We start from the raw sequence: 22,275 nt of genomic DNA on the forward strand, positions 1-22,275 counted from the left end.
TCCGCAGCCGCGGCCGTCCTCCGTCGACCACTCGTACCCCGAGACCCCGGAGGGCTCGCTCCACCATGTCCGTTCTCACTGTGCTCGACCCGGCCGTCGGCCTGGCCCACGATGCCGTCGCCGCGCTCGCGCAGATCGCCCCGACGGCGCTCGCGATCGTCCTGTTCACCGTCTGCGTCCGGTTGGCGCTGCACCCGCTGGCCCGGGCGGCGGCGCGCGGCGAGAAGTCGCGCGCCCGGCTGGCGCCGCGGGTCGCCGAGCTGAACCGCCGGCACGAGGGGCACCCGGAGAAGCTCCGGGCGGCGCTCGCCGAGCTGTACCGGGAGGAGAAGGCCTCGCCGTTCGCAGGGTGCCTGCCGATGCTGGTGCAGATCCCGTTCTTCTCGGTGATGTACCGGCTGTTCACCACCCCGAACGACCTGCTCGGCCACACCCTGTTCGGCGCCCCGCTCGGTCTGCACGTGGGCGCGGCGCAGGGCGCGGGGCAGTGGGCGGTGTTCGCCGTGCTGTACGCGGGTCTGGCGGCGGTGGCGTACGCCGGCTTCCGGCGGGCCCGGCGCGCGCAGGGCGAGCAGGCGGCGAAGGCGGCGGAGGACGGGGGCGCGCCGCCGCAGCCGGGGCTTGCGGTCCTGCCGTACCTGTCCTTCGGCACGGTCCTGTTCGCCGCCCTGGTGCCGCTGGCGGCCGGGGTCTACCTGCTGACCACCACCGCCTGGTCCGCCGCCGAGCGCGCCTGGCTGTACCGGGACGGCGCGCCGGAGCCGGCGGGCGGCGTCGCGCTGGTGTGACGCCCGGGTCGGAGGGAGCGCCGGGCCTCCTCTAGCCTGTGTGATCGTTTGGCCCGGTCGGCCGGACGATCACACAGGTGGGACCAGACGGACGAAGGGAAGGGTCGGACCATGACGGTCGCTGCTCCGGCGTTGGCCGAGTTGCGGGAGGTCTGCCAGCCGCAGGCGAAGCTCGCGAGCCGCAACGGGGAGCACTGGGCGGGGCGGCTCTACATGCGCGCCGTCTCCCTGCGGGTCACCCGGCAGCTGGTGCGGACCTCGGTGTCGCCCAACACGCTGACCTGGGTGATGGTGGTCTGCGGAGTGGGCGCGGGGGCCGCGCTGCTGATCCCGGGGCTGCCGGGCGCGGTGCTGGCGGTGGTGCTGATGCAGGGCTTCCTGCTGTTCGACTGCGTGGACGGCGAGGTGGCCCGCTGGAAGAAGCAGTTCAGCATGGCCGGGGTGTACGTCGACCGGCTCGGCGCGTACCTGGCGGACGCGGCGCTGATGATCGGCGCGGGTGTCCGGGCGGCCCGGGGCGGGTCGGAGCTGTGGGTGTCGGTGGGCCTGGCGGCCGCGCTGGGCGTGGTGCTGCTGAAGGCGTCGACCGATCTGGTGGACGTGGCGCGGGCGCGCAGCGGGATGGCGCCGGCGGACGAGGAGTCGACGCAGCCGCGCTCGCAGGGCATCGCGACGGCGCGCCGGCTGGCGTCGGTCTTCAAGATCCACCGGGTGACCAACGGCATCGAGGCCTCACTGGTGCTGCTGGCGGCGGCGGTCGTGGACGCGGCGGCCGGCCACACCGACCCGACCCAGGCGACGGTCGCCGCGATCACCGTGATCACCTGGGGGATGGTGGTCGCGCACCTGGCGTCGATCCTGTCCTCCTCCCGCCTGCGCTGAGCCGAACGCCGCGCCGGCCAACGAGCCGGCCACCGAGCCGGCCACCGAGCCGGGCGCACCGACGGCGCGCCGACCCCCGGGCCGGCGCGCCGTCGCGCGTTCCCGGGGCGCCCTGGCCGCCACCGCGACGAGCACCCGCGGACGGTTGCGTCAACCCCGCTGATGCCGATCGGCCCTCCCGCCACCCCCGCCGTTCGGCCGGGTCGCGCCCTCCCCGAGAGGGCTTCCGGGGCCGGTCCGCAGGACGACGCGGATCACCCCAACCTGTGCGAACTTGGCGACAGGGGGCCGGAGTTCGGCCCCGGGGAGGGATCGCCATGAACGTCGCACGCACCACTCGCACCACCCGCACCACCCGCGCCGTACGGCTCGCCGCCGTCGCGCTGGCCGGCGCGACCGCCATCACGCTCGCCCCGACGGCGGCCCTCGCGGCCGACGCCGCGAGCGGGCCCCCCGCCGCGACGGCAGGCGCCGCCGCGCGGGTCGACCTGGACCCCGAGCTGCGGGCCCTCGTGGAGCGCGGCTCCTCGACGGCGGCGCTCGCCGAGGCGCGCGAGAACGGCCGCCGGGTCTGGCGCGGCGCCGCCGGGGTCAACGACCTCGACTCGCGGCGGCCGGCCCGCGCCGACGGCCGGTTCCGGATCGGCAGCGTGACCAAGACCTTCGTGTCCACGGTCGCCCTGCAGCTCGTCGACGAGGGGAAGCTCCGGCTGGACGACCCGGTGGAGCGCTACCTGCCGGGCGTCGTCCCGAACGGCGGCGCGATCAGCCTGCGGCAACTGCTCAACCACACCAGCGGCCTGTCCGACTACCTGGACGATCCGCGCTTCCTCTTCCAGGACGTGCCGACCCTGCGTTCGTACGTCGCCCAGCGCCGCTGGACGACGTGGAGCACGGACCAGCTGATCGAGGTGGGCGTGCAGCGGGCGCCGTACTTCCCGCCCGGGCAGGGCTGGCACTACTCCAACACCAACTACGTCCTCATCGGCGAGGTGATCCGCAAGGTCACCGGGCACAACTGGCGGACCGAGGTGGACCGGCGGATCGTCACACCGCTGCACCTCGACGACACGGTGTTCGCGGGCACCCGGACGGGCATCCCCGGCCCGCACGCCCACGGGTACGCCCAGCTGCCGGAGGGCCCGGCCGACCTCACCCGGATCAACCCGAGCTTCGGCGACGCGGCCGGCGACGGCATCTCCACCACCGCCGACCTCAACCGCTTCCACGCCGCCCTGTTCGGCGGGAGGCTGCTCTCCCCGGCCCGGTTCGCGGAGATGACGACGGCCGTCCCCGCGCCGATGCTCGGCGCGCACTACGGGCTGGGACTGATCCGCTACGACCTGCCCTGCGGGGAGATCTGGGGCCACACCGGCGGGATACCGGGCTACAACACGATCTGGCTCGGGTCGAAGGACGGCACGCGGCAGTTCTCGCTCTCCTTCAACGTCCCGCAGGGGTCCGAGACGAACGACACCTTCACCACGCTGAATGCCTTCATCGAGAAGGCCTCGTGCGGCCCGGCCGGGGCCACCACGAAGAGCGCCACGGCGAACTCGCCGCTGCAGTTCCTGCGTTGAGCGGCCGGCCGGACGGCGGGGAGGGGGCGGCGTCAAGCCCGGTGACGCCGATCGGCCGGCGCGCCACCCCCGCCGTTCGGCCGGGTCCCGGGATACCTCTGACGGACGGCCGGGGGCCTTCGAGGCCGGTCCGCAGGACGACGCGGGACGGGCCGCACGGATGCGAGCCTGAGTGCCGAGGGCCCGAGGTCCGGGCCGGGGAGGGTGGTTCACCATGGCGTTCGCCCATGCTCAAGCGGCGCGCAGGCACGGCCGGCCAGCGATGCGGACGGCCGCCGTCGCACTGGCCGGGGCGGCGGTCGTCACGCTCGCGCCGTCGGCGACGGCAGCCGCACCGGCCGGCGTCGACGCCCAGGCCCAGTTGCAGGCGTTCATCACGGACGGCTCCTCGACGGCCGCGTTCGCCGAGGTGCGGCAGGACGGCCGCCGGATCTGGCGCGGCGCGGCCGGCACCGCCGACCTGGACACCGGGCAGCCGGTCCGGCCGGACGGCCGGTTCCGGATCGGCAGTGTCACCAAGGCGTTCGTGTCGACGGTCGTGCTCCAACTGGTCGCCGAGGGCCGGCTGCGGCTGGACGACCCGGTGGAGCAGTACCTGCCGGGTGTCGTCCCCGGCGGCGGCGCGATCAGCGTGCGCCAACTGCTCAACCACACCAGCGGCCTGTACGACTACCTGGAGGATCCGCGGTTCTTCTACCAGGACGAGGCGAGCCTGCGCGACTACGCCTACGGGTCGCGCCGCTGGCAGGACCACCGGCCCGAGCAGTTGGTCGCGATCGGCGTCGCGCACGCGCCGTACTTCGCGCCGGGCCAGGGCTGGAAGTACTCGAACACCAACTACGTCCTGGCCGGGATGGTGATCCGCAAGCTCACCGGGAACAGCTGGCAGAGCGAGGTCGAGCGGCGGATCGTCGCACCGCTGCACCTCGGCGACACGGTGTTCCCCGCCTCCGAGACCGGCCTGCGCGGCCCGCACGCGCACGCCTACGCCAAGCTGCCGGAGGGTCCGGCGGACATCACCCGGCTCAACACGACCGTCGCCGACGCGGCGGGCAACGGCATCTCCACGCCCGCCGACCTCAACCGCTTCCACGCCGCCCTGTTCGGCGGCAAGCTGCTGCGGCCCGCCGAGCAGGCGGAACTGAAGCGCACGGTGCCGACCGGCTCGGGCACCACGTTCTACGGACTCGGCGTGGCGCAGGCCGACTTCGGCTGCGGTCCGCTGTGGGGCCACGACGGCGGCCTGCCGGGCTGGGGCACGCTGCTGTTCGGCACGGCGGACGGCAAGCGGCAGGTGGCGCTGTCGTACAACCCGTACGAGGGCACGGACCCGTCGGGCCTCGATGCGGCGGTGGTCGACGTGGCGGTCAGGACGCTGTGCGACGGCACGAAGGCGGCTTCGGCCGACGCGGCGGCCGGACTGGCGGCGCTGCACTGAGGTGACGTCAGGGAGGCTCTGAGGTAGGTGAGTCAGCCGTTCACCGGCTCCCGGCAGGGCCCCCGGATCCGGCGTGCGCTCCGGGGAGGAGTGGCGACCCGTCGATCGGCAGATGGACGGGCGCGGTCCGCCGCGGGGACGATGATCGGGCCACGGCCGTCGCCGCCCCTGTCCACCCCTGCGGCGGAGGCGGCGGGGCAACGGCCGTGGCCGGCGCGTCCGACCTGGCCGACCGGGCAGCCGGTCAGGTCGGGCGCGCGCCCCCGGAGGGGGGCTGCCCGGGTATGCGGTGGTCGTGGTCGCGGCGGCGGTGGCGGTCGTGGAGGGAGTCCGACCGCAGACGGCAGACGGCGCCGACGACTGCGGCGGTGATGATGAGGGTCAGTAGCCCGATCATGGTCAGGCGGCGCGGTCGAACTCGAACCAGACCAGCTTGCCGCGCTTCTGGGGGTCGGCGCCCCAACGGTGGGTGAGGCCCTGGACGAGTTGGAGGCCCCGGCCGGACTCGGCGAGGGAGTCGGGGGTGCGGGGGTCGGGGAGGTCGGAGGAGTTGTCTCCGACGGAGACGCGGATCGCCCGGTCGAGGAGCAGGACGAGGACGACGGGCGAGGCCGTACCGCCGTGGCGCCAGGCATTGACGATCAGCTCGACGAGCGCGAGTTCGGCGTCGGCGATGACGTCGGAGTGGAAGCCGGCGAGGGTCATCGCCGTACGGAGGGCCTCGCGGGAGACGGTGAGGGAGGGGGTGTTACGCGTACACATGGGGACTCCCAGCGGTGTAGGTGGGGGCGCACCGGAGGGAGGCATGAGGGTGCCAACTGCCCGGGTGAGGGACGTGGATGACTATCCGTCCGGTGAGCGGTGCATCACAGACTGTAGGGCAGAGATAGGCAAATTTGCCAGCCAGCCGTAGAAAGTGTGCCTAGTTGTGAGTTGGACTGGCATACTCACATCGGTGGATGCTTGGCACATGCCACCTACCCCAACCGCACGCCGAAAGCGGGTCGGCATCGAGCTTCGGAAGATGCGCGAAGCCGCCGGCCGCACATCAGGAGATGCCTCCGCCGTTCTGGGCGTGGACCGAAGCAAGATCACGCTGATCGAGCAGGGCACTTACCCGATCAGTGCCGAGCGGGTGATCGCTCTCGCCGAGGCGTACGAGGAGGGCGACGCCGAGTACGTCGATGCGGTGGCCGCCATGGCCTCCGACAAGTCGAAGGGCTGGTGGGAGGAACACAGAGGGCTTGTTCCTGCGGGGATACTCGACATCTCCGAAGTGGAGCATCACGCACGCGGTCTCGCGACCTATCAGATCTGCCATGTGCCTGGGCTGATGCAGACAGAGGACACGGCAAGGGAGATATTCCGTGAGGTCTATCCCCCGCTTCGGCCGCTGAACATCGAAGCACGGGTGGAGAATCGCGTTCGCCGCGCCGAAATCCTGTCTCGCAGCGATCCGATCGACTACGAGGCGATCGTGCACGAGGCCGCGCTGAGGATGGAGTTCGGCGGAACGAGTGTGGCAAGAGCACAGCTCAAGCACATGCTGATGCTCGCCGAGCGGCCCAACATCACCTTGCGCGTTCTGGAGTTTCGATCAGGAGGCTTCAAGGGTGCAGGCCAGGCCGTCATGTATGCGCGAGGCCCCGTAGCCCGCCTCGACACGGTCCAGCTGGACTCCGTGGGATCGCCGGCCTTTCTGACCGAGGTGAACCAACTTGAGAACTATCGGAACATCATTGGTGCCATGCGCGAGCGCGCTCTCGGTCCGACCGAGTCGTGCGACTTCATCTCCGGCATCCTGAAAGGCCTGTGAGGAAACCAGTGGAAGAACTCCCTTGGCGTAAGCCCAACCTCTGCGGCGACGGCAACAATTGCCCGGAGGTGGCCATCACCGACGACGCCGTCTACGTCCGGAGCAGCCTCCACCCCTCCTCCATAGCCCGGCTGACCCTCGCGGAATGGCGCGACCTCGTGACCGGCATCCAGAACGGCGAATTCCACACCTGACACCACCCCTCGGCCGCGCGCGGGGGCCGGCGGGGGCCGGGGGGGGGCGCCCCGCCCCCCCCCCGGCCCCACCAACAAACACGGCCGCCCCGCGCGGCCCCCCCCCCCCCGCGCCGCTCGGCGCCCCCCGCGCCCGCCCCCCCCCCCCCCCCACACCCCCCCCCCCCCCCCCCCCCCCCCCCCCCCCGCCCCCCGGGCCGCCCCCCCCCCCCCCCGCCAGGGACCCGGCTGCACCATCACCTGCTTCCGGCGGCTCCGGACGGCACCCCGCTCCGTTCGGCACGCGGGTCCGCCTGCAGGAACTCCAGCGTGGCCAGTTCGTTCACCGTCTCGTGCAGCCGGCTGATGCGGTCCCGGCCGATCCGGACGAGTTCCTCCCCCGCCGCCGCCCACCGGTCGAGATCGGGCGAGAGCGGCGGAATGCCGGCGAGGATCCCGGCACTCTCCTTGAGGGTGATTCCGACGCGTTGCGCAGCGAGTGCGAGTTTGATCCGGCAGACCGCGTCGACGGTGAAGCGGCGGGCGTTGCCGCTGCTCCGGTACCCGCTGATCACGCCGTAACGCTCGTAGAAGCGGACCGCGTTGGCCGTCACCCCCGCGGCCCTCGCCAGCTGTCCGACCGTCAGAGTGGCATGGCTCGCTTCGTGGCCGGAATTCCCGGTGGTGGTCATGGCATACGTCCCGCGTCCGAGGGTGGATCGTGCCGGTCCAGTGTCCCAGCGGCGCGGCGGGGGCCGCCTGCTCACGTCCGGGCGGCCAGGCCTGCGCGGACCGGGCGCAACGCCACCGCCCAGGTGCGCAGTTCCTCCATCGTCGCACCCAGCGCCTGCGCCGTACCCGGCGGAGCGACGAACCGGCCCTCGACGTCGAGGTGCTCCCACGGCATCGGCAGCAGCACCGACTCCCGGACCGTGGTGGCGCGCAGTTCCGGAAAGACCGTCCGCAACTGCTCGACGGCCCTGATCCCGCCGGAACCCCCGTACCCGACGAACGCGACCGGCTTGTACGCCCACTCGGTGAAGTGCCAGTCGATCACGTTCTTCACCGGCGCCGGGAAGCTGTGGTTGTACTCCGGGGTGAGGAACACGAATCCGTCGGCCTCCGCGAGCCGGCCGGCGATCGGGGACGCAGCCGCGCCTCCCGGTCGCATCTCGTGCATCGGCAGCGGGACCGCGGCGAGGTCGATCATGTCGACGTCGAGCCCGTCGATCGCGGTGAGCTCGCGCTCCAGCCACGCGGCGAGGGGATCGGCCATCCTGGGCCTGCGCACGCTCCCGATCACCACGGCGACCCGGATCCGGTCCTTGGCGTTGTCTTCTGTCATGACGTCGACGCTAGACATTCGCCTATGGGCGAACTCAACCCGACCGCCCGGGCCGCTCCCCGCTCCCCGCTCCCGGGGCCGCGGGCCGCGGGCCGCGGGCCGCGGGCCGGTGTCCTCTCTCTCCCGCCTTTTCCCAAACTTCTCTGGAACCACCTCCGCCCTGCGGACACCAGATCTGCGTGGAGTCCTCCTTGTCCAGTAAGCAGACGCAGGCCGGCGAGCGCCAGCTGTTCGCCGAGCTCTACGATCAGCACGCTCGCACGGTCTTCGCGCACGCGTACAGGTCCACCGGGGACCGCGACCTCGCCGACGACATCGTCTCCCTCACCTTCCTCGAAGCCTGGCGGCTCCGCAGAAAGCTCCGTGACGAGGTCCTCCACCCCCGTGCCTGGTTGCTGGCCATCGCCACCAACGTGCTCCGCAACACCGCCCGCACGGCCCGCCGGCACCGGGACGCGATGTCCCGCCTGCCCCGGCGCGATCCGATCCCCGACTTCGCCGACGAAGTGGTCAGCCGGATCACCGACGCCAACACGGCGGCCGCCGCCGTCCGCGCGCTCGACCAGCTCGGCGGGCCGGAGCGCGAGGTCTTCACCCTCGTCGTGTGGTCCGGGCTCGGCTACGCCGAGGCCGCCCGGGCCCTGGGCATACCCGTCGGCACCGTCCGCTCCCGGCTCTCGCGCGTCCGGGACAAGCTCCGCCGGATCGTCGACGCCGAGGATCCCCCTGCACCACCCCGGGTCGGCCTCGCCATCAGCCATCAGTCCGTGGGCCACCACCAGGAAAGGCGGCCATGAGCACCACACGCACCGACCAGTCCGAGTGGAACGAACACAGCGAGCGCCGTGAACTCGCCCGGCTGCTCCCCCCGCCGCCTCACCCGGAACCCTCCCCCTCGCAGCTGGCCCTCCGCCGTGACATCCTGCTCGCCGAGTTCGCCCGGCCCCGCCCCTTCTCCGCCCTCACCGCCCGCTGGCGCGGCCTCGTCGCGGTGACCGCCATCGCCACCGCCGCCGCCATCACGGCCGTCACGCTGGCCCCCGAGCCCTCCTCCTCCCAGGACCCGCGGCCGACGGCCACCGCGGCCTCCGTGGAACTCCTCGACCGGATCGCCCGGGTCGCCTACGCCCAGCCCCAGCCCCCGGCGCGGGACGGCCAGTTCACCTACCTGCGGACGATCGCCCGCACCAGCACGCTGACCGAGGCCGCCGACGGCGCCATGGCGCGCACCGATGCCACCACGGAGACCGAGCGCTGGACCGCCGTGGACGGCAGCACCCCCGGCCTGGTGCGCCGCGACGGCGCCGACACCTCCCTGCCCGCCGTTCCCCGCGGCTCGCTGGACTCCCCCACCTACCGCCTGCTGACCACCCTGCCGGCCGACCCCGACGCCCTGCTGAAGCTGATCTACACCGATGCCGGGCCGAACCACGGCTCCGGGTCGGGCTCGACCGCCGGAGCGGACCACGAGGCCTTCATCGCCATCGGCGACCTCCTGCGCGACTCGGTCGTCCCGCCCCAGACCGGCTCGGCGCTCTACCGCGCCGCCGCCCGCATCCCGGGCGTGGTGGCCGTGGAGGACTCGGTGGACGCCGCCGGGCGGCACGGGGTGGCCGTGGCCCGGGTGAACGACGGCCGGCGCTTCGAGTGGATCTTCGACCGGACGACCCTGGGACTGCTCGGCACCCGCACCGTCCTGGTGAAGGACGGCCCGTGGGGCAGGTCCGGCGACGCGGTGGAGTCCACCGCCGTCCTCGCCCGGGGCATCGTCGACGCCCCCGGTGGCACGGCTCCGGCGGAATCCGTGGAATCAAGCCATTGAGCCAATTCGGCCAGCCATTGACCGGTCCTCGTCGGAACTATTGTGCGAACGGCCGAACCGGCGTTGGGTTCGTGGCAGCACAGTCCTGCCACGACTCATCAGGGGAGAAGTTGACCGTGCGTTCCTTCCGCATGCTCGCCGTCGTCACCGCGGCCGCCGGCGCGCTCGCGCTGGCGGCCCCGGCGGCCACGGCGACGCCCGTGCCGTCCGCGCCGACGGCCCCGCCCGCCGACGCCCGGCAGTCCGCCGGTTCGGCGAAGGCGACGCCGTCCGAGCCGGTGATCGCCACCTACAAGGGCGAGAAGATCGACCTGGGCAAGGGCTGGAACGGCGCGCGGGTGTGCACCGAGGTGACGGGCGGTGCCGTCTATTGCCACGACAGCGTCGCCGAGGCCGACGCGGCGCTCGCCGTCATCGACCCGGCGCTCGCCGGGGCCGCCAGGACCGCCAAGGCCGCACCGGCGGCGGCCTCCGGCGTCGTGCTGACACCGCAGGCGACCTCCGACTGCGGCTACGGCTGGGCCTGCCTCTGGGAGCACTCCACCTTCTCCGGCACCCTGCTGCGCTGGTCGCAGCCGGGCACCAAGTACCTCTCCGACTGGTCGTTCCGCGACATGGCCAGCTCCGCGTGCGTGTACCGCTCCGTCGGCGACATGCAGATCTACGACGACCGGACCCTGCAGCCGGACCCCTCGCTCAACCTGTCGAACGGCTACTGCTACGACTTCACCGGCCTCGGCTACCCGTACGGCGGCAACTGGAACGACAAGGTGGACTACATCAACCTGTAGCCCGCGCCCTCCGCGACGCCCGAAGGCCGGCCCCCTCCGCGACGCCCGAAGGCCGGCCCCCTCCGCGGGGTGCCGGCCTTCGTCGTGTTCCGCCGTCCGGGTGGCCGCGGGTCACACCGCCAGTTCGGCGACGTCCTCCTGCGGGGCCTGCGGGGCCTCGGGGGCTCCCGGCGCGGCCGGCTTCTTGTTCCGCAGCACCACCGCCGCCAGCAGGGCCGCCGCCAGGACGCCCGCCGCGCTGACCGTGAGGGTGGTGGACATCGCCGAGGTGAACGCCTCCCGGGCCTCGTGGGCCAGGCCCGGGTCGCCCTTGGCGCCGGCCTCGACGAGCGCGCCGAGGATCGACTGCCGGGCCTGCTCGGAGGAGCCCACCGGCATCCTGTCGGCGTAGCCGCTGGCCAGCAGCGAGCCGAGGATCGCGATGCCCAGTGCGGTGCCGGCCTGCTGGATGGTGTCGTTCAGGGCCGAGCCGACGCCCGCCTTCTCCGGCGGGATCTCGCCCATCAGCGCGCCGACGGCGGCCGGCATCGCGAGGCCGGCGCCCAGGCCGAGCAGGGCCAGCGCCACGGCCGGGACGGTGAAGCCGGTGTCCGCGTCGACGGTGCTCAGCAGGGCGAAGGAGCCGGCCATCAGGCCCATGCCGACCAGGACCAGCGGGCGGAAGCCGATCCTGGCGGTGAGGCCGGCGCCGGCGCCGTTGCCGATCAGCGCGGCGACCGCCATCGGCACGAAGGCCAGGCCCGCCTTGACCGGCGAGTAGTCCAGCACGAACTGCAGGTACTGGGTGAGGACGAGCAGCAGACCGCCGTTGCCGATCTGCACCAGGGTCAGCGAGAGCGAGCCGCCGCTGAAGTTGCGCCGCCTGAAGAGCGCCAGCGGGACCATCGGCTCCGCCACCACGTTCTCCCAGACCGCGAAGCCGCCGAGGGCCGCCACCGCCACCCCCAGGGAGACCAGCGCGTTGCCGCCGAACGCGCCGTGCTTGGGGATCTCGATGATCCACCAGATCAGTGCGGTCATGCCGACCGCCGACAGGACGGCGCCCAGCGGGTCCGGCTTCTGCCACGGCCCCCGGGACTCGGGCATCAGGACCAGCGCGGCGGTGATCGCCAGCACCACCACCGGCACGTTGATGAAGAAGATCGAGTGCCAGGAGAAGTGGTCGATCAGCACACCGCCGAGCACCGGGCTGCCGACCAGGCCGAGCATCGAGACCGACCCCCAGGCCGCCATGGCCTTGCCGCGCTCGTCCTCCTCGAAGACGGTGATCAGGATCGACAGGGTCGAGGGCATGATCAGCGCGCCGCCGACGCCCATCGCCACCCGGCTCGCGATGACCTCACCGGGGTTGGTGCAGACCGTCGCGGCCAGCGAGGCCGCCCCGAAGAGCAGCAGGCCGAGGATCATGACCTTCCGCCGGCCGAAGCGGTCGCCCAGGCTTCCCGAGGTCAGCAGCAGGCCGGCGAAGACCAGGATGTAGGAGTCGAGGATCCACTGGGTGTCCTGCGCGGTGGCGTTGAGGTCCTCGGTCATCGAGGGCACCGCCACGGTCAGCGCCATGCCGTCGACCACCAGGACGAGCGTGCTGAGACACAGCACGACCAGGATCCACCAGCGCCGCGGATTACGGCCTTCCATGCGTTCTTCCCCTCCGAGAGTGCGACGGTGCGCACGATGTTCCGTCAACGCGCACACTGTACGCATCGCGGAACGGTGTGCGCAATCCTGTTTCCTGTACGCTTCCTGCGAACGCTGTACGCAGGGATGTCCTTGCGCCGATTCCCTTGAGGGAGGACCGGCCGATGGCCGACATCACGAATCCGATCCCGTCCGTGTGGGCCCGCCGCCAGCGCGAGGCCGAACAGCCCGCGCTCAGCCGGGAGGCGATCGTCCGCGAGGCGATCGCGATGCTCGACGCCGACGGGGCCGAGGCGCTCTCGATGCGCAAGCTCGGCGCCCGCCTCAACGCCGGCGCGACCTCCCTCTACCGGCACGTCGCCACCAAGGACGAGCTGATCGAACTCGCGGTGGACGAGGTCTTCGGCGAGATCCCCGTCCCGGACCCCGGCGCGTCCGACTGGCGGGCCGACGTCATCGCGACCTGCGAGTCCTTCCGGGCCACCACGCTGCGCCACCGCTGGCTGGGGTCGGTCATCGGCCAGGCCGGGCTGGTCTACCTGGGCCCCAACCTGATCACCGTCTCCGAGCGGATGGCCGCGCTCTTCTCGTCCGCCGGCTTCCCGGAGCCGTCCCGGGCGATCGACACCGTGCTCTCCTTCGTGCTCGGGATGAGCACCACCGAGGCCGCCTTCCTCACCACCGTCCAGCGCAGCGGTCAGAGCGAGGCCGAGTTCATCGCCCGCCTCATGCCCTCCGCCCAGGAGGCGGTGGCCGGGCACGAGTTCCTGGCCGGGGCGTTCGCCGAGGCCGCGGCCAACGCCGTCACGGACCCGGCCGTCCTGCGCTACGAGAAGTTCTCCTACGGCCTGAACGTCATCCTCGACGGCCTGGCCCTGCGCCTGCCGCGCTAGGGTCCGCCCCGCCGGGCCGCGCGCCCGCCCGCGCTCAGCGCCTGACCGGGCGGCGGAAGGCGGAGCGGGCCCAGAGGAACCCGACGACGGTGAGCCCGGTGCACCAGGCCAGCGAGACGACCGCGCTCGACCCGATGGCCGTGCCCGTCAGCAGCCCCCGCAGGGTCTCGATGAGCGGTGTGAACGGCTGGTACTCCGCGAACCGGCGCAGGGCGGTGGGCATCGACTCCGGCGGCACGATGGCGCTGCCCACGAAGGGCAGGAACTGCAGCGGCATCGGCAGGTTGCCCGCGCTCTCCGGCGTCCTGGCGACCAGGCCGATGCCGGCCGACACCCAGGTCAGGGCGAGCGTCACGAAGAGCAGCAGCCCGGCCGCCGCCAGCCACTCCCAGGGACCGGCGTCGGGGCGGAAGCCCATCGCGCAGGCGGCCAGGACGACGATCAGCAGCCCCAGCATGGTCTGCACGACGCTGCCCAGCACGTGCCCGGCCAGGAAGGCCGAGCGCGAGACCGGCAGCGTCCGGAAGCGGTTGACGATGCCCTCGGTCATGTCGACGCAGACCCCGACCGCCGTCACCAGCGAGCCGGCGGTCGCCGCCATCAGCACGATGCCGGGCGTCACGTAGTCGATGTAGTCGCCGCCCCCGATGCCCGTGCCCAGGGCGTCGCCGTAGGCGTAGTTGAAGAGCAGCAGGATCATCACCGGCATCAGCACCACCGAGAAGGTCATGGCCGGATAGCGCTGCGCGTGCTTGAGGTTGCGCCGCAGCATCGTCAGCGATTCGCCCACGGCGCGGGACAGGGCGCTCACCGGACGTCCCCCCGCGCGGTCAGGGTCAGGAAGACGTCGTCGAGGTCGGGGGTGTGGACGGTGAGCGACTCGGCCCGGACGGCCGCGTTGTCGAGGGCGTCGAGGACGGCCTTCACCGTGACGATCGAGTTGTCGCCGGGGATCGAGAGGGTCAGCGCCTCGGTGTCCGCGGCGGCGTAGTCGAACAGGGCGGCGGCGGCCGCGAGTTCGGCGGGGCCGCAGAAGTGCAGCCGGAGGTGACCGCCGGGGATCCGCCGTTTGAGCTCCGCGGCCGTGCCCTCGGCGACGATCCGGCCGCCGTCGAGCAGGGCGATCCGGCCGGCCAGGCGGTCGGCCTCCTCCAGGTACTGGGTGGTCAGGAGGACGGTGACGCCCTGGTCCTGGACCAGCCCCTCGATCAGCTCCCACATCGTCCGCCGGCTGCGCGGGTCCAGCCCCGTGGTCGGCTCGTCGAGGAAGATCACCCGGGGGCCGCCGACCAGGGTCATGGCGAGGTCCAGCTTGCGCCGCATCCCGCCGGAGAGGGTGACGGCGGGCTTCCCGGCGAACTCGGCGAGGTCGAAGCGCCGCAGCAGGTCCGCGGCCCGCCGGCGCCCCTCCCGCCGGCCGAGGTGCTGCAGATCGGCCATCAGCAGGAGGTTCTCCTCGGCCGTCAGCAAATGGTCCACGGCCGCGAACTGGCCGGTGAGTCCGATCACCGACCGGACCCGGCCGGCCTCCCGGACCACGTCGTGGCCGGCCACCCGGACCACCCCCGCGTCGGCCGGGACGAGCGTGGAGAGGATCTCCACGACGGTGGTCTTGCCCGCGCCGTTGGGCCCGAGCAGGGCGAACACGGTGCCTTCCGGGATCCTCAGGTCGATGCCGTCGAGGACCGTCCGCCCGCCGTAGGCCTTGCTCAGCCCCACGGCGGAGATCGCTGCAGCCGGCCCGAGCGTGCCGGTGATGGTGGTCATGCTGGTCACTCCCCCCTGTCCGATGGCCGGCCGGGCCGGTCAGGCCCGCCGGATCACGATGTCGCCGAGCTGGGTACGGGCCCGCACCTCAAGCGTCTCGACGGCCTCGCCCGGCACGTCCGAGGCCTCCAGTGCGTTGCGGACGCCGCCGACCTTGGTGTGCACGTCGAGCCAGGCGGCGGTGCCCTCCCGGATGCCGATCTCAAGGTCACCGATGGAGGTCTGCAGCACGGTGCGGCCGCGGACCACCTCGCCGATCCGGATGGTGCCGTGGGCGGACTTGGCGTCGACGCCGGCCAGCGCGGTGCCGACGGTGATGGCGCCGTTGGAGGAGTTGGCCCGCAGTTCGCCGCCGACCGTGCCGACGACCGTCTCGCCGTTGAGGTTCTTGACCGTCAGGGAGCCGGCGACGCTGTCGATCTCGATCCGCCCGGAGGACAGCACCTCGGCGTCCCCGTCGGCCCGCCCCAGCCGGACCTCCCCGTGGTCGCTCCGCAGGTGGACGGTGGCCGCCTCGTCGACCTGGATGCGGCCGACCGAGGTCTTCAGCCGGCAGTCGCCGAAGACGCCCTCCAGCAGGAAGTCGCCCATCGGGACGTCGCCGCGGACGTCGGAGCCGGCCGGCACCTCGATCGTGACGTCGATCGACCCCGCCCGGCCGAAGATCGACCGCTTCTTCGGGGCCTTGAGGACCAGCGCGCCGTTGGCGCAGGTGACTTTGGTCTGCTCGGCGATCCGGACGTCCATCTCGGACGCCGGGTCGGCCGGGCGCACCTCGACGACCGTGTCGGTGCGCTTGGCCGCGGTGATCCGCACCGAGCCGATGTCGAACTCCAGGATGACGCCGATCGGGTCGAGGGTGTCGAAAGAAGGCATGGCTGTCCCGTCCTCGTGGCTCTGTCCTGCGGCTGCTTCGCAGGTGGAAGAAGGTGAGAGTGAGCGGATGGCGAGTGGATGGCGGATGGATGGCGCGGTGGGCGGACGGACTAGCGGACCCAGCCGGTGAACCCCTGGCCGGCGACGCGCCTGGTCCGTGGCTCGGGCCGCGCGGGTGCGCCCGGGTCCAGCGCGGCGGCCACGGCCCGGACCAGCCAGGCGTTCACCGAGAGGCCCTCCTGCCCGGCGGCCTCCTCGACCCGGGCCTTGAGGTGCGCGGGAAGCCGGAAGTTGATCCGGGCGGTGTTGCCGTCGTCGGCCGCCTCGCCCGGGCCGCCGGAGGAGCCGGCCGACGCCATGCCTGGCACCATCGGTGGCACCGGCGGCGCCAGCCCGGCTCCGGCGGGCTCCGCGTCGTGGAAGGAATCGGCGCCCACCGGCACCGAGACCACGAACTCGGGGTCGAGCCCGCGCAGCCGGACGTCCACCGAGCCCGGCGCCAGCTCCCGCGTCACCTCCCCCATGGCGTCGGAGAGCGCGTTCAGCAGGGTGAGCCGGGCGGCCGATTCCAAGGGCAGGGTCAGGCGCTCGGCCAGGGCGCGAGCCTCGTCCCCGCCCGCGCCCGCGGCCACCGCGAGCTCGTGCCGGAGGTTGTCGACGTACGGCGTGAGATCCATGACTAGAGAATGGCACACCTATGGCGCCATGTCGAGCCTTTTTGGCGCCATGCGATGGCACCACTCGAACGAGTGAGGGGCACCACCGGCTGTCCGGGGGCGCCCGGACAGCCGCCGGGGCCCCGCCGGCATCCGCCGACGAGGCCCCGGTGGAGCGGGAACCGCAGGTCAGACCTGGCGCCACCGCGCCAGGTGGGCGTCGATCTCGCCCGCCAGCCGGGCCTTGCCCGGGGCGTCGAGGAAGGAGGCCTCCACCGCGTTCTTCGCCAGCGCCGCCACCCCGGCCTCGTCCAGGCCCAGCAGCCGGGCCGCCACCGCGTACTCGGTGTTGAGGTCGGTGCCGAACATCGGCGGGTCGTCGCTGTTGACGGTCACCAGCAGCCCGGCGTCGGCCATCCGCGCGATCGGGTGGTCCTCGATCCGCTCCACCGCGCGGGTCGCGATGTTGGAGGTCGGGCAGACCTCCAGCGGGATCCGGTGCTCGCCCAGGTGGTCGAGCAGCGCCCGGTCGTGGACCGCCTGGGTGCCGTGGCCGATGCGCTCGGCGCCGAGCACCCGCAGCGCGTCCCAGACCGTCTCCGGCCCGGTGGTCTCGCCCGCGTGCGGGACGCTGCGCAGGCCCGCCGCCCGCGCCCGGTCGAAGTAGGGCTTGAACTGCGGGCGCGGGACGCCGATCTCCGGTCCGCCGAGACCGAAGCTGACCAGCCCCTCCGGGGCCAGGTCCACGGCGAGCCGCGCGGTCTCCTCGGCGGCGGCCAGACCGGCCTCGCCGGGGATGTCGAAGCACCAGCGGAGGACCACCCCGAGGTCCTTCTCGGCGCGCAGCCGGGCGTCCTCGATGGCCTCCATGAAGGCGACGTCGGGGATGCCCCGGCTGACCGAGGAGTAGGGGGTGACGGTCAGCTCGGCGTAGCGGATGTTCTGCCGGGCCATGTCCTCGGCGACGCCGTAGGTCAGCGCGCGGACGTCCTCGGCGTCGCGGACGAGGTCCACGACGCTCAGGTAGACCTCGATGAAGTGCGCGAAGTCGGTGAAGGTGAAGTACTCGGCGAGCGCCTGCGGGTCGGCGGGCACCCTGGCCCGGCCCTCGTGGCGGGCGGCCAGTTCGGCGACCACGCGCGGCGAGGCCGACCCGACGTGGTGGACGTGCAGCTCCGCCTTCGGCATCGCGGCGATGAACGCCTCGATCGAGCGGTCCGCGGGGGCCGCGGCGGCGCTCGCGCTGGGGGTTCCGATCCGACTTCCGTCCGGCTGGACCACGGTGGTGCCCTTCTCTGGTTTCTCCGCGCGTTTCGGCAGTGTTCGCAAGGATAAACAGACCGGGCTCAGCCGCCGAGCGCGACCGCCACGGTGTGGATCAGCAGCCCGGCCAGCGCGCCGACCACCGTGCCGTTGATCCGGATGAACTGGAGGTCCCGGCCGACGTTGGCCTCGATCTTGCGCGAGGCGTCCTCGGCGTCCCAGCCCGCCACCGTCTCGGAGATCAGCGAGGTGATCTCGGCCCGGTAGGTGTCCACCAGGTACTGGGCGGCGTCCTGGAGCCAGCCGTCCGCCTTGGCCTGGAGCTTGGCGTCGGTGGCCAGGCGCGCGCCGAAGCTGCGCACGCCCTCGCGGATGCGCCGGCGCAGCTCGCTCTCCTCGTCCTCGGCCGCGTTCAGCACCAGCGAGCGGACGGCGGCCCAGGTGGAGGCGATGAGGTCCTGCACCTCGGGCCGGGCGAGCAGTTCGCCCTTGGCCCGTTCGACCCGGGCGATGGTCTCCGGGTCGGTCTGCAGTTCGGTGGCGAAGTCGGCGAGGAACTTGTCGATCGCACCGCGCGCCGGGTGCTGCCGGTCGTCCCGTATGTCGGTGACGAAGCGCATCAGCTCCTTGTGGACCCGCTCGCCGACCTGGTGGTCGATGAACTTCGGGGTCCAGCCGGGGGTCTTCTGGGTGACCCGCTGGACCACCTCGGCGTGGTTCTCGGTGAGCCAGTCGTGCGCCCGGACGGTGATCAGGTCGACCACCCCGTGGTGGCCGCCGTCCGCGACCACCTTGCCGAGCATCCGGCCGGCCGGTTCGGCGACCGAGGTGGCGGCGGCCCGCCGGGTGACCGCCTCGGCGACCACCGCCTGCACGTCGTCGTCGCGCAGCACCGCGAGCACCCCGCGCAACGCCGCCGAGGCCTCCTTGGTGACCCGCTCCGCGCTGCCGGGCGCGGCCAGCCACTCGCCGAGCCGCCGGGCGATGCCGAGCGCGGCGAGCCGGCCGCGCACCACCTGGCCGGAGAGGAAGTTCTCGCCGACGAAGTCGCCGAGCGAGCGGCCGAAGGCGTCCTTCTTGGTGGGGATGATCGCGGTGTGGGGGATGGGCAGGCCGAAGGGCCGCCGGAACAGCGCCGTCACCGCGAACCAGTCGGCCAGCGCACCGACCATGCCGGCCTCGGCGGCGGCGGCCAGATAGCCCGCCCAGGCGCCGGCTCCGGCCGCCTTCGCCCAGGTGGCCAGGGCGAAGACCAGGGTCGCGAGGGCCAGCAGGCCGGTCGCGATGGTCTTCATCCGGCGGACGCCGCGTCTCTTCTCCTCATCGGCCGCGGTGAACCGCATCCCGGGGCCGGTCCCGCTGAAGGCTTCGTCGCTCACCCCGCCAGTCTGCCCGGTACCCGGCGCGAACGGACGGCGCGCCCGGATGTCGCGCGCCCTCCGGTGGCCGGGCCCCCCCCGGCGGGGGGGGGCCCGGCCACCGGAGGGCCGGGGCGCAGCGGGCGCCGATCTGCCGGGGGATCAGCCGGAGCCGGCCCGGTGGACCGCCCGGACCGGCCCGGGGCGCCGGTCCGCGCAGGTACCGGTCCGCGCGGGTGCCCCGTGCCGTGTCGCCCGGTCGACCAGGCGACACGGCGACACGGCACGGGGCCACGTCCGCCACCCGCACGCACGGGCGGCTCCGGACACCCGCCGCCCCGGCCGGGCACTCAGCCGATGGCGACCTCCGCGTACATCCGGGCGATCACGTCCTCGATCGCCGGCTCGCGCACCGAGAGGTCGACCAGCCGGTAGCGGGCCGCGACGGCCGCGACCACCGGGGCGGCGCTCTGCTGGGCCGGGAAGGCCAGCCACTGGCGCGGGCCCTCGACCCGGACCACCCGGGCGCCGGGCACCTCGATCGGCGGGCGGGCCTCGGCCAGGTCGACGACCAGCGTCCGCTCGCTGTCGCCGACCGCGTGCAGGCCCTCCAGACCGCCGTCGTAGACCACCCGGCCGTGGTCGATCACCATGACCCGGCCGCAGAGCTGCTCGATGTCGGTGAGGTCGTGCGTGGTCAGCAGCACGGTGGTGCCGCGGTCGCGGTTGACCTCGCGCAGGAAGTCGCGCACCTTGCCCTTGCTGATCACGTCCAGGCCGATGGTCGGCTCGTCCAGGTACAGCACGGCCGGGTCGTGCAGCAGGGCGGCGGCGAGGTCGCCGCGCATCCGCTGGCCGAGCGAGAGCTGACGCACCGGCGTGTCGAGCAGCGCGCCGAGGTCGAGCAGTTCGACGCAGCGTTGCAGGTTGGCGCGGTACCGGCGCTCGGGGATCCGGTAGAGCCGGCGGGCGAGTTCGTAGGAGTCGCGCAGCGGGAGGTCCCACCAGAGGGTGGTGCGCTGCCCGAAGACGACGCCGATCCGCCGGGCCAGCGCGACCCGCTCCCGGGCCGGGTCGACACCGGCGACGCGCAGCCGTCCGGCGGTGGGCACCAGGATGCCGGTGAGCATCTTGATGGTGGTGGACTTGCCGGCGCCGTTGGGGCCGATGTAGCCGACGCACTCGCCGGCCCCGACGGTGAAGGTCAGTCCGTCGACGGCGCGCACCTCGCGTTTCTCGCGCCTCAGCCGGCCGGCCTTGGCGCGGACGGTGAAGGTGCGGCGGACGTCGTCGAGTTCGATCAGTGCCATGGGTCTTCCTCCGGACGGGCGGGATGCGGGGTCAGCTGCCGGCGCCGCGGTAGGCGCGCAGTCCGGTCCGCCAGACGAGGCCGGCCACGGCCAGGGCGAGGACGGCGGCCAGCGGCGAGGCGAACCGGAAGGCGGCGGGCAGGCCCAGCGGATCGGGCTTGTCGAGGATGTGCAGGGCGGGCAGCCAGTTGACGAAGGCCAGCGGCACGCCGAAGACGGTGCCGGCGACCAGTTCCTTGGCGAACACCGTCGGCGGGTACTGCAGCACGGTCGCGCCGCCGAAGGTGAAGGAGTGGTGCAGTTCCCCGGACTCGCCCCACCAGAACTGCAGGCTGGCGAAGCCGATGAAGACCGCCGCGAAGATGAGGGCGCCGCAGAACAGCAGCACGGGCACCAGCAGCACCCGGTCCCAGGTCCAGCGGACGTCCAGCACCCACAGCGACCAGCCCAGCACGGCCGCCGCCTGCACGGGCCGGCCGAGCCGGCGCAAGGAGAACCGTTCGGCGCAGATCTGGGCGAGGGCGGGTGCGGGCCGCACCAGCATGGTGTCCAGGGTGCCGGTGCGGATGCGCTGGCCGAGGGCGTCGACGGTGCCGACGAACAGGTTGGCCGTGCCGAGGGCGAACGCGGAGGTGCCGTAGAGGAAGCCGAGTTCGGGCAGGTTCCAGTCGCCGAGGCGGTCGGTGTGCTGGAACATCAGGATGATCACGACGAAGTCGAGGAAGGTGATGAGGACGTTGGCGACGGTCATCATCACGAACGACGCCCGGTAGGTCATCAGCGCCCTGGTCCACATGGCGGCGGTGAGCCACCAGGAGCGCAGCGCCCACGCCGTCCGGGCGGCCAGCGGGTCCCGGGCCCCGCCCAGTCCGCCCAGTCCGCCCGGCCCGCCGGGCTCACGGGCCGTCAGGGTCGGGTCAGCCACCCTGGACCACCACCTTGCGGGTCGCGAGCAGCTGGACCAGCCGCCCGGCCGCGAGCAGCACCAGCGCCCAGGCCAGCTGGAAGCCCAGGGCGCCGAGCAGGCCGGTGCCGGTGACCCGCTCCAGGAAGACGTCGGTCGGCACCTTCACCAGTGCCGCCCAGGGCAGCACCGGGGCGAGGGAACCCAGCCAGCCGGGGAAGAGCGCCAGCGGCAGCAGCATCCCGGAGAAGAAGATCGACACCATCACCGCCAGGGTCCGCACCCCCTCCGAGTCGTGCAGCCAGAAGCCGGTGAGCGCGACGAGGAAGCGCACGCCGAAGCTGACCACCACCGCGAGCAGCACCGACAGCAGGAAGACCACCCAGGTCAGCGGGTGTTCCGGCATCCGGGTGCGGAAGACCAGGGCGCCGACCAGCACCGGCGGCACGCCCCGGCCGAGCAGGTGGAAGGCGGCCCGGCCGAGATCGGTGGCCAGCCACCACCCCTGGAAGTCCACCGGCCGGTAGAGGTCGACGGCGATGTCGCCGGTGCGGAAGCGCTCCTGGACGTCGTCCTCGAAGCCCCCGCCCAGCACGGCCACCGTCATCAGCAGGGCCTGGCTGACCCAGATGTAGGTGACGGCCGCGGCCTCGTCGTAGCCGCCGAGACCGGGGCGGACCTTCCAGAGGGCCAGGAAGGTGTAGGCGAGGATGAAGCCGAAGACGGTGTTGGTCAGGGCGCCGGCCAGCGTGGCGGCCCGGTAGGTGGAGAAGCGGCGGAACGCACCGCGCAGGACCGCGGCGTACAGGCCCAGGGCGGCGCGCACGCCGCCGGGATCGGGAGGCCGGAGCTCGGCCTGCGACGGCTCAAGCTTCTGCATATTGTCTCCTTATCGACAAATGGCGGCACAGGAAGACCCCTGTCCGCGACAGCGCACGCCGAACCGGCCCCGACCGGCACGCCCCGGGGGTCCCG

Annotated in this window: 23 protein-coding genes; 10 read left to right on the forward strand and 13 right to left on the reverse strand. The window is 73.0% G+C overall.

Features of this window, described 5'->3' with window-relative positions; translation table 11 throughout:
• Positions 1-65 precede the first annotated feature (65 nt).
• From ACF1AK_RS24915 to ACF1AK_RS24930, 4 genes are all read left to right on the forward strand, one after another.
• Positions 66-788 carry a YidC/Oxa1 family membrane protein insertase gene (locus ACF1AK_RS24915; RefSeq protein WP_391501038.1) on the forward strand — a complete coding sequence of 241 codons (723 nt, stop codon included), beginning with the start codon at positions 66-68 and terminating at the stop codon, positions 786-788.
• 111 nt (positions 789-899) lie between these two features.
• Positions 900-1,670, forward strand: a complete 771-nt coding sequence (locus tag ACF1AK_RS24920; protein WP_391501039.1) for a CDP-alcohol phosphatidyltransferase family protein — start codon at positions 900-902, stop codon at positions 1,668-1,670.
• Between the two features lie 317 nt (positions 1,671-1,987).
• Positions 1,988-3,250 (forward strand): serine hydrolase domain-containing protein, encoded by a 1,263-nt coding sequence (locus ACF1AK_RS24925; RefSeq protein ID WP_391501040.1) that lies wholly within the window; start codon positions 1,988-1,990, stop codon positions 3,248-3,250.
• 214 nt (positions 3,251-3,464) lie between these two features.
• Entirely contained in the window at positions 3,465-4,688 is a 1,224-nt protein-coding gene (locus ACF1AK_RS24930) for a serine hydrolase domain-containing protein (protein ID WP_391501041.1), read from the forward strand.
• A 399-nt stretch (positions 4,689-5,087) separates the two neighbouring features.
• On the opposite strand, the gene ACF1AK_RS24935 is transcribed toward ACF1AK_RS24930, so the two are convergent.
• Positions 5,088-5,450: an ATP-binding protein gene (locus tag ACF1AK_RS24935; RefSeq protein WP_391501042.1), complete on the reverse strand. Its 363-nt coding sequence runs from the start codon at positions 5,448-5,450 to the stop codon at positions 5,088-5,090.
• Between the two features lie 208 nt (positions 5,451-5,658).
• Between ACF1AK_RS24935 and ACF1AK_RS24940 the strand changes: the two genes are divergently transcribed.
• Together ACF1AK_RS24940 and ACF1AK_RS24945 are read left to right on the forward strand one after the other, a co-directional pair.
• Positions 5,659-6,504, forward strand: a complete 846-nt coding sequence (locus ACF1AK_RS24940) for a helix-turn-helix domain-containing protein (RefSeq protein ID WP_391501154.1) — start codon at positions 5,659-5,661, stop codon at positions 6,502-6,504.
• A gap of 8 nt (positions 6,505-6,512) precedes the next feature.
• Positions 6,513-6,698 (forward strand): DUF397 domain-containing protein, encoded by a 186-nt coding sequence (locus ACF1AK_RS24945; RefSeq protein ID WP_391501043.1) that lies wholly within the window; start codon positions 6,513-6,515, stop codon positions 6,696-6,698.
• A 236-nt stretch (positions 6,699-6,934) separates the two neighbouring features.
• Here ACF1AK_RS24945 and ACF1AK_RS24950 read toward each other — a convergent pair whose 3' ends face one another.
• The gene (locus tag ACF1AK_RS24950) at positions 6,935-7,369 is read right to left on the reverse strand and encodes a MerR family transcriptional regulator (RefSeq protein ID WP_391501044.1); all 435 of its coding nucleotides are present in this window, start codon (positions 7,367-7,369) and stop codon (positions 6,935-6,937) included.
• Between the two features lie 71 nt (positions 7,370-7,440).
• On the reverse strand, positions 7,441-8,022 hold the full coding sequence (locus ACF1AK_RS24955) for an NADPH-dependent FMN reductase (protein WP_391501045.1): 582 nt from the start codon (positions 8,020-8,022) through the stop codon (positions 7,441-7,443).
• A gap of 191 nt (positions 8,023-8,213) precedes the next feature.
• Between ACF1AK_RS24955 and ACF1AK_RS24960 the strand changes: the two genes are divergently transcribed.
• The 3 genes from ACF1AK_RS24960 (at position 8,214) to ACF1AK_RS24970 (ending at position 10,635) form a co-directional block, all read left to right on the forward strand.
• Positions 8,214-8,819 (forward strand): RNA polymerase sigma factor, encoded by a 606-nt coding sequence (locus ACF1AK_RS24960; RefSeq protein ID WP_380297096.1) that lies wholly within the window; start codon positions 8,214-8,216, stop codon positions 8,817-8,819.
• The gene (locus ACF1AK_RS24965) at positions 8,816-9,844 is read left to right on the forward strand and encodes a CU044_5270 family protein (protein WP_391501046.1); all 1,029 of its coding nucleotides are present in this window, start codon (positions 8,816-8,818) and stop codon (positions 9,842-9,844) included. Before ACF1AK_RS24960 ends, ACF1AK_RS24965 begins: the two co-directional genes overlap by 4 nt.
• A 116-nt stretch (positions 9,845-9,960) precedes the next feature.
• Positions 9,961-10,635 (forward strand): peptidase inhibitor family I36 protein, encoded by a 675-nt coding sequence (locus tag ACF1AK_RS24970; RefSeq protein WP_391501047.1) that lies wholly within the window; start codon positions 9,961-9,963, stop codon positions 10,633-10,635.
• Between the two features lie 111 nt (positions 10,636-10,746).
• Here ACF1AK_RS24970 and ACF1AK_RS24975 read toward each other — a convergent pair whose 3' ends face one another.
• Positions 10,747-12,273, reverse strand: coding sequence for an MFS transporter (locus tag ACF1AK_RS24975; RefSeq protein WP_391501048.1), 1,527 nt, complete (start codon positions 12,271-12,273; stop codon positions 10,747-10,749).
• A gap of 164 nt (positions 12,274-12,437) precedes the next feature.
• On the opposite strand from ACF1AK_RS24975, the gene ACF1AK_RS24980 reads away from it, so the two are divergent.
• The gene (locus ACF1AK_RS24980; protein WP_391501049.1) at positions 12,438-13,166 is read left to right on the forward strand and encodes a TetR/AcrR family transcriptional regulator; all 729 of its coding nucleotides are present in this window, start codon (positions 12,438-12,440) and stop codon (positions 13,164-13,166) included.
• A gap of 34 nt (positions 13,167-13,200) precedes the next feature.
• On the opposite strand, the gene ACF1AK_RS24985 is transcribed toward ACF1AK_RS24980, so the two are convergent.
• From ACF1AK_RS24985 to ACF1AK_RS25025, 9 genes are all read right to left on the reverse strand, one after another.
• Positions 13,201-13,977, reverse strand: a complete 777-nt coding sequence (locus tag ACF1AK_RS24985; RefSeq protein ID WP_391501050.1) for an ABC transporter permease — start codon at positions 13,975-13,977, stop codon at positions 13,201-13,203.
• Positions 13,974-14,933, reverse strand: a complete 960-nt coding sequence (locus ACF1AK_RS24990; protein WP_391501051.1) for an ATP-binding cassette domain-containing protein — start codon at positions 14,931-14,933, stop codon at positions 13,974-13,976. The genes ACF1AK_RS24985 and ACF1AK_RS24990 overlap by 4 nt, the downstream gene beginning before the upstream one ends.
• Positions 14,934-14,972: 39 nt before the next feature.
• Positions 14,973-15,809 (reverse strand): DUF4097 domain-containing protein, encoded by an 837-nt coding sequence (locus ACF1AK_RS24995; RefSeq protein WP_391501052.1) that lies wholly within the window; start codon positions 15,807-15,809, stop codon positions 14,973-14,975.
• 110 nt (positions 15,810-15,919) lie between these two features.
• Positions 15,920-16,486, reverse strand: coding sequence for a hypothetical protein (locus ACF1AK_RS25000; RefSeq protein ID WP_391501053.1), 567 nt, complete (start codon positions 16,484-16,486; stop codon positions 15,920-15,922).
• A 168-nt stretch (positions 16,487-16,654) separates the two neighbouring features.
• Positions 16,655-17,722, reverse strand: a complete 1,068-nt coding sequence (locus ACF1AK_RS25005; protein ID WP_391501155.1) for an adenosine deaminase — start codon at positions 17,720-17,722, stop codon at positions 16,655-16,657.
• An 89-nt stretch (positions 17,723-17,811) separates the two neighbouring features.
• Positions 17,812-19,071, reverse strand: a complete 1,260-nt coding sequence (locus ACF1AK_RS25010) for a DUF445 domain-containing protein (RefSeq protein ID WP_391501156.1) — start codon at positions 19,069-19,071, stop codon at positions 17,812-17,814.
• Between the two features lie 365 nt (positions 19,072-19,436).
• Positions 19,437-20,396 (reverse strand): ATP-binding cassette domain-containing protein, encoded by a 960-nt coding sequence (locus ACF1AK_RS25015; RefSeq protein ID WP_391501054.1) that lies wholly within the window; start codon positions 20,394-20,396, stop codon positions 19,437-19,439.
• Positions 20,397-20,427: 31 nt separating this feature from the next.
• The gene (locus tag ACF1AK_RS25020) at positions 20,428-21,321 is read right to left on the reverse strand and encodes an ABC transporter permease (protein ID WP_391501055.1); all 894 of its coding nucleotides are present in this window, start codon (positions 21,319-21,321) and stop codon (positions 20,428-20,430) included.
• A complete protein-coding gene (locus ACF1AK_RS25025; RefSeq protein WP_391501157.1) occupies positions 21,314-22,114 on the reverse strand; it encodes an ABC transporter permease in 801 nt (266 codons plus the stop codon). The genes ACF1AK_RS25020 and ACF1AK_RS25025 overlap by 8 nt, the downstream gene beginning before the upstream one ends.
• Positions 22,115-22,275 lie beyond the last annotated feature (161 nt).

This window comes from Kitasatospora sp. NPDC015120 (genome assembly GCF_043080305.1).
Taxonomy (GTDB): Bacteria; Actinomycetota; Actinomycetes; order Streptomycetales; family Streptomycetaceae; genus Kitasatospora.

Coding starts and splice junctions, on each gene's coding strand:
- ACF1AK_RS24925 (WP_391501040.1), top strand. CDS start 1,988: ATGAACGTCGCACGCACCACTCGCACCACCCGCACCACCCGCGCCGTA.
- ACF1AK_RS24915 (WP_391501038.1), top strand. CDS start 66: ATGTCCGTTCTCACTGTGCTCGACCCGGCCGTCGGCCTGGCCCACGAT.
- ACF1AK_RS24975 (WP_391501048.1), bottom strand. CDS start 12,273: ATGGAAGGCCGTAATCCGCGGCGCTGGTGGATCCTGGTCGTGCTGTGT.
- ACF1AK_RS25000 (WP_391501053.1), bottom strand. CDS start 16,486: ATGGATCTCACGCCGTACGTCGACAACCTCCGGCACGAGCTCGCGGTG.
- ACF1AK_RS24935 (WP_391501042.1), bottom strand. CDS start 5,450: ATGTGTACGCGTAACACCCCCTCCCTCACCGTCTCCCGCGAGGCCCTC.
- ACF1AK_RS24980 (WP_391501049.1), top strand. CDS start 12,438: ATGGCCGACATCACGAATCCGATCCCGTCCGTGTGGGCCCGCCGCCAG.
- ACF1AK_RS24940 (WP_391501154.1), top strand. CDS start 5,659: ATGCCACCTACCCCAACCGCACGCCGAAAGCGGGTCGGCATCGAGCTT.
- ACF1AK_RS24955 (WP_391501045.1), bottom strand. CDS start 8,022: ATGACAGAAGACAACGCCAAGGACCGGATCCGGGTCGCCGTGGTGATC.
- ACF1AK_RS24995 (WP_391501052.1), bottom strand. CDS start 15,809: ATGCCTTCTTTCGACACCCTCGACCCGATCGGCGTCATCCTGGAGTTC.
- ACF1AK_RS24920 (WP_391501039.1), top strand. CDS start 900: ATGACGGTCGCTGCTCCGGCGTTGGCCGAGTTGCGGGAGGTCTGCCAG.
- ACF1AK_RS24990 (WP_391501051.1), bottom strand. CDS start 14,933: ATGACCACCATCACCGGCACGCTCGGGCCGGCTGCAGCGATCTCCGCC.
- ACF1AK_RS24965 (WP_391501046.1), top strand. CDS start 8,816: ATGAGCACCACACGCACCGACCAGTCCGAGTGGAACGAACACAGCGAG.
- ACF1AK_RS25010 (WP_391501156.1), bottom strand. CDS start 19,071: ATGCGGTTCACCGCGGCCGATGAGGAGAAGAGACGCGGCGTCCGCCGG.
- ACF1AK_RS24950 (WP_391501044.1), bottom strand. CDS start 7,369: ATGACCACCACCGGGAATTCCGGCCACGAAGCGAGCCATGCCACTCTG.
- ACF1AK_RS25015 (WP_391501054.1), bottom strand. CDS start 20,396: ATGGCACTGATCGAACTCGACGACGTCCGCCGCACCTTCACCGTCCGC.
- ACF1AK_RS24930 (WP_391501041.1), top strand. CDS start 3,465: ATGGCGTTCGCCCATGCTCAAGCGGCGCGCAGGCACGGCCGGCCAGCG.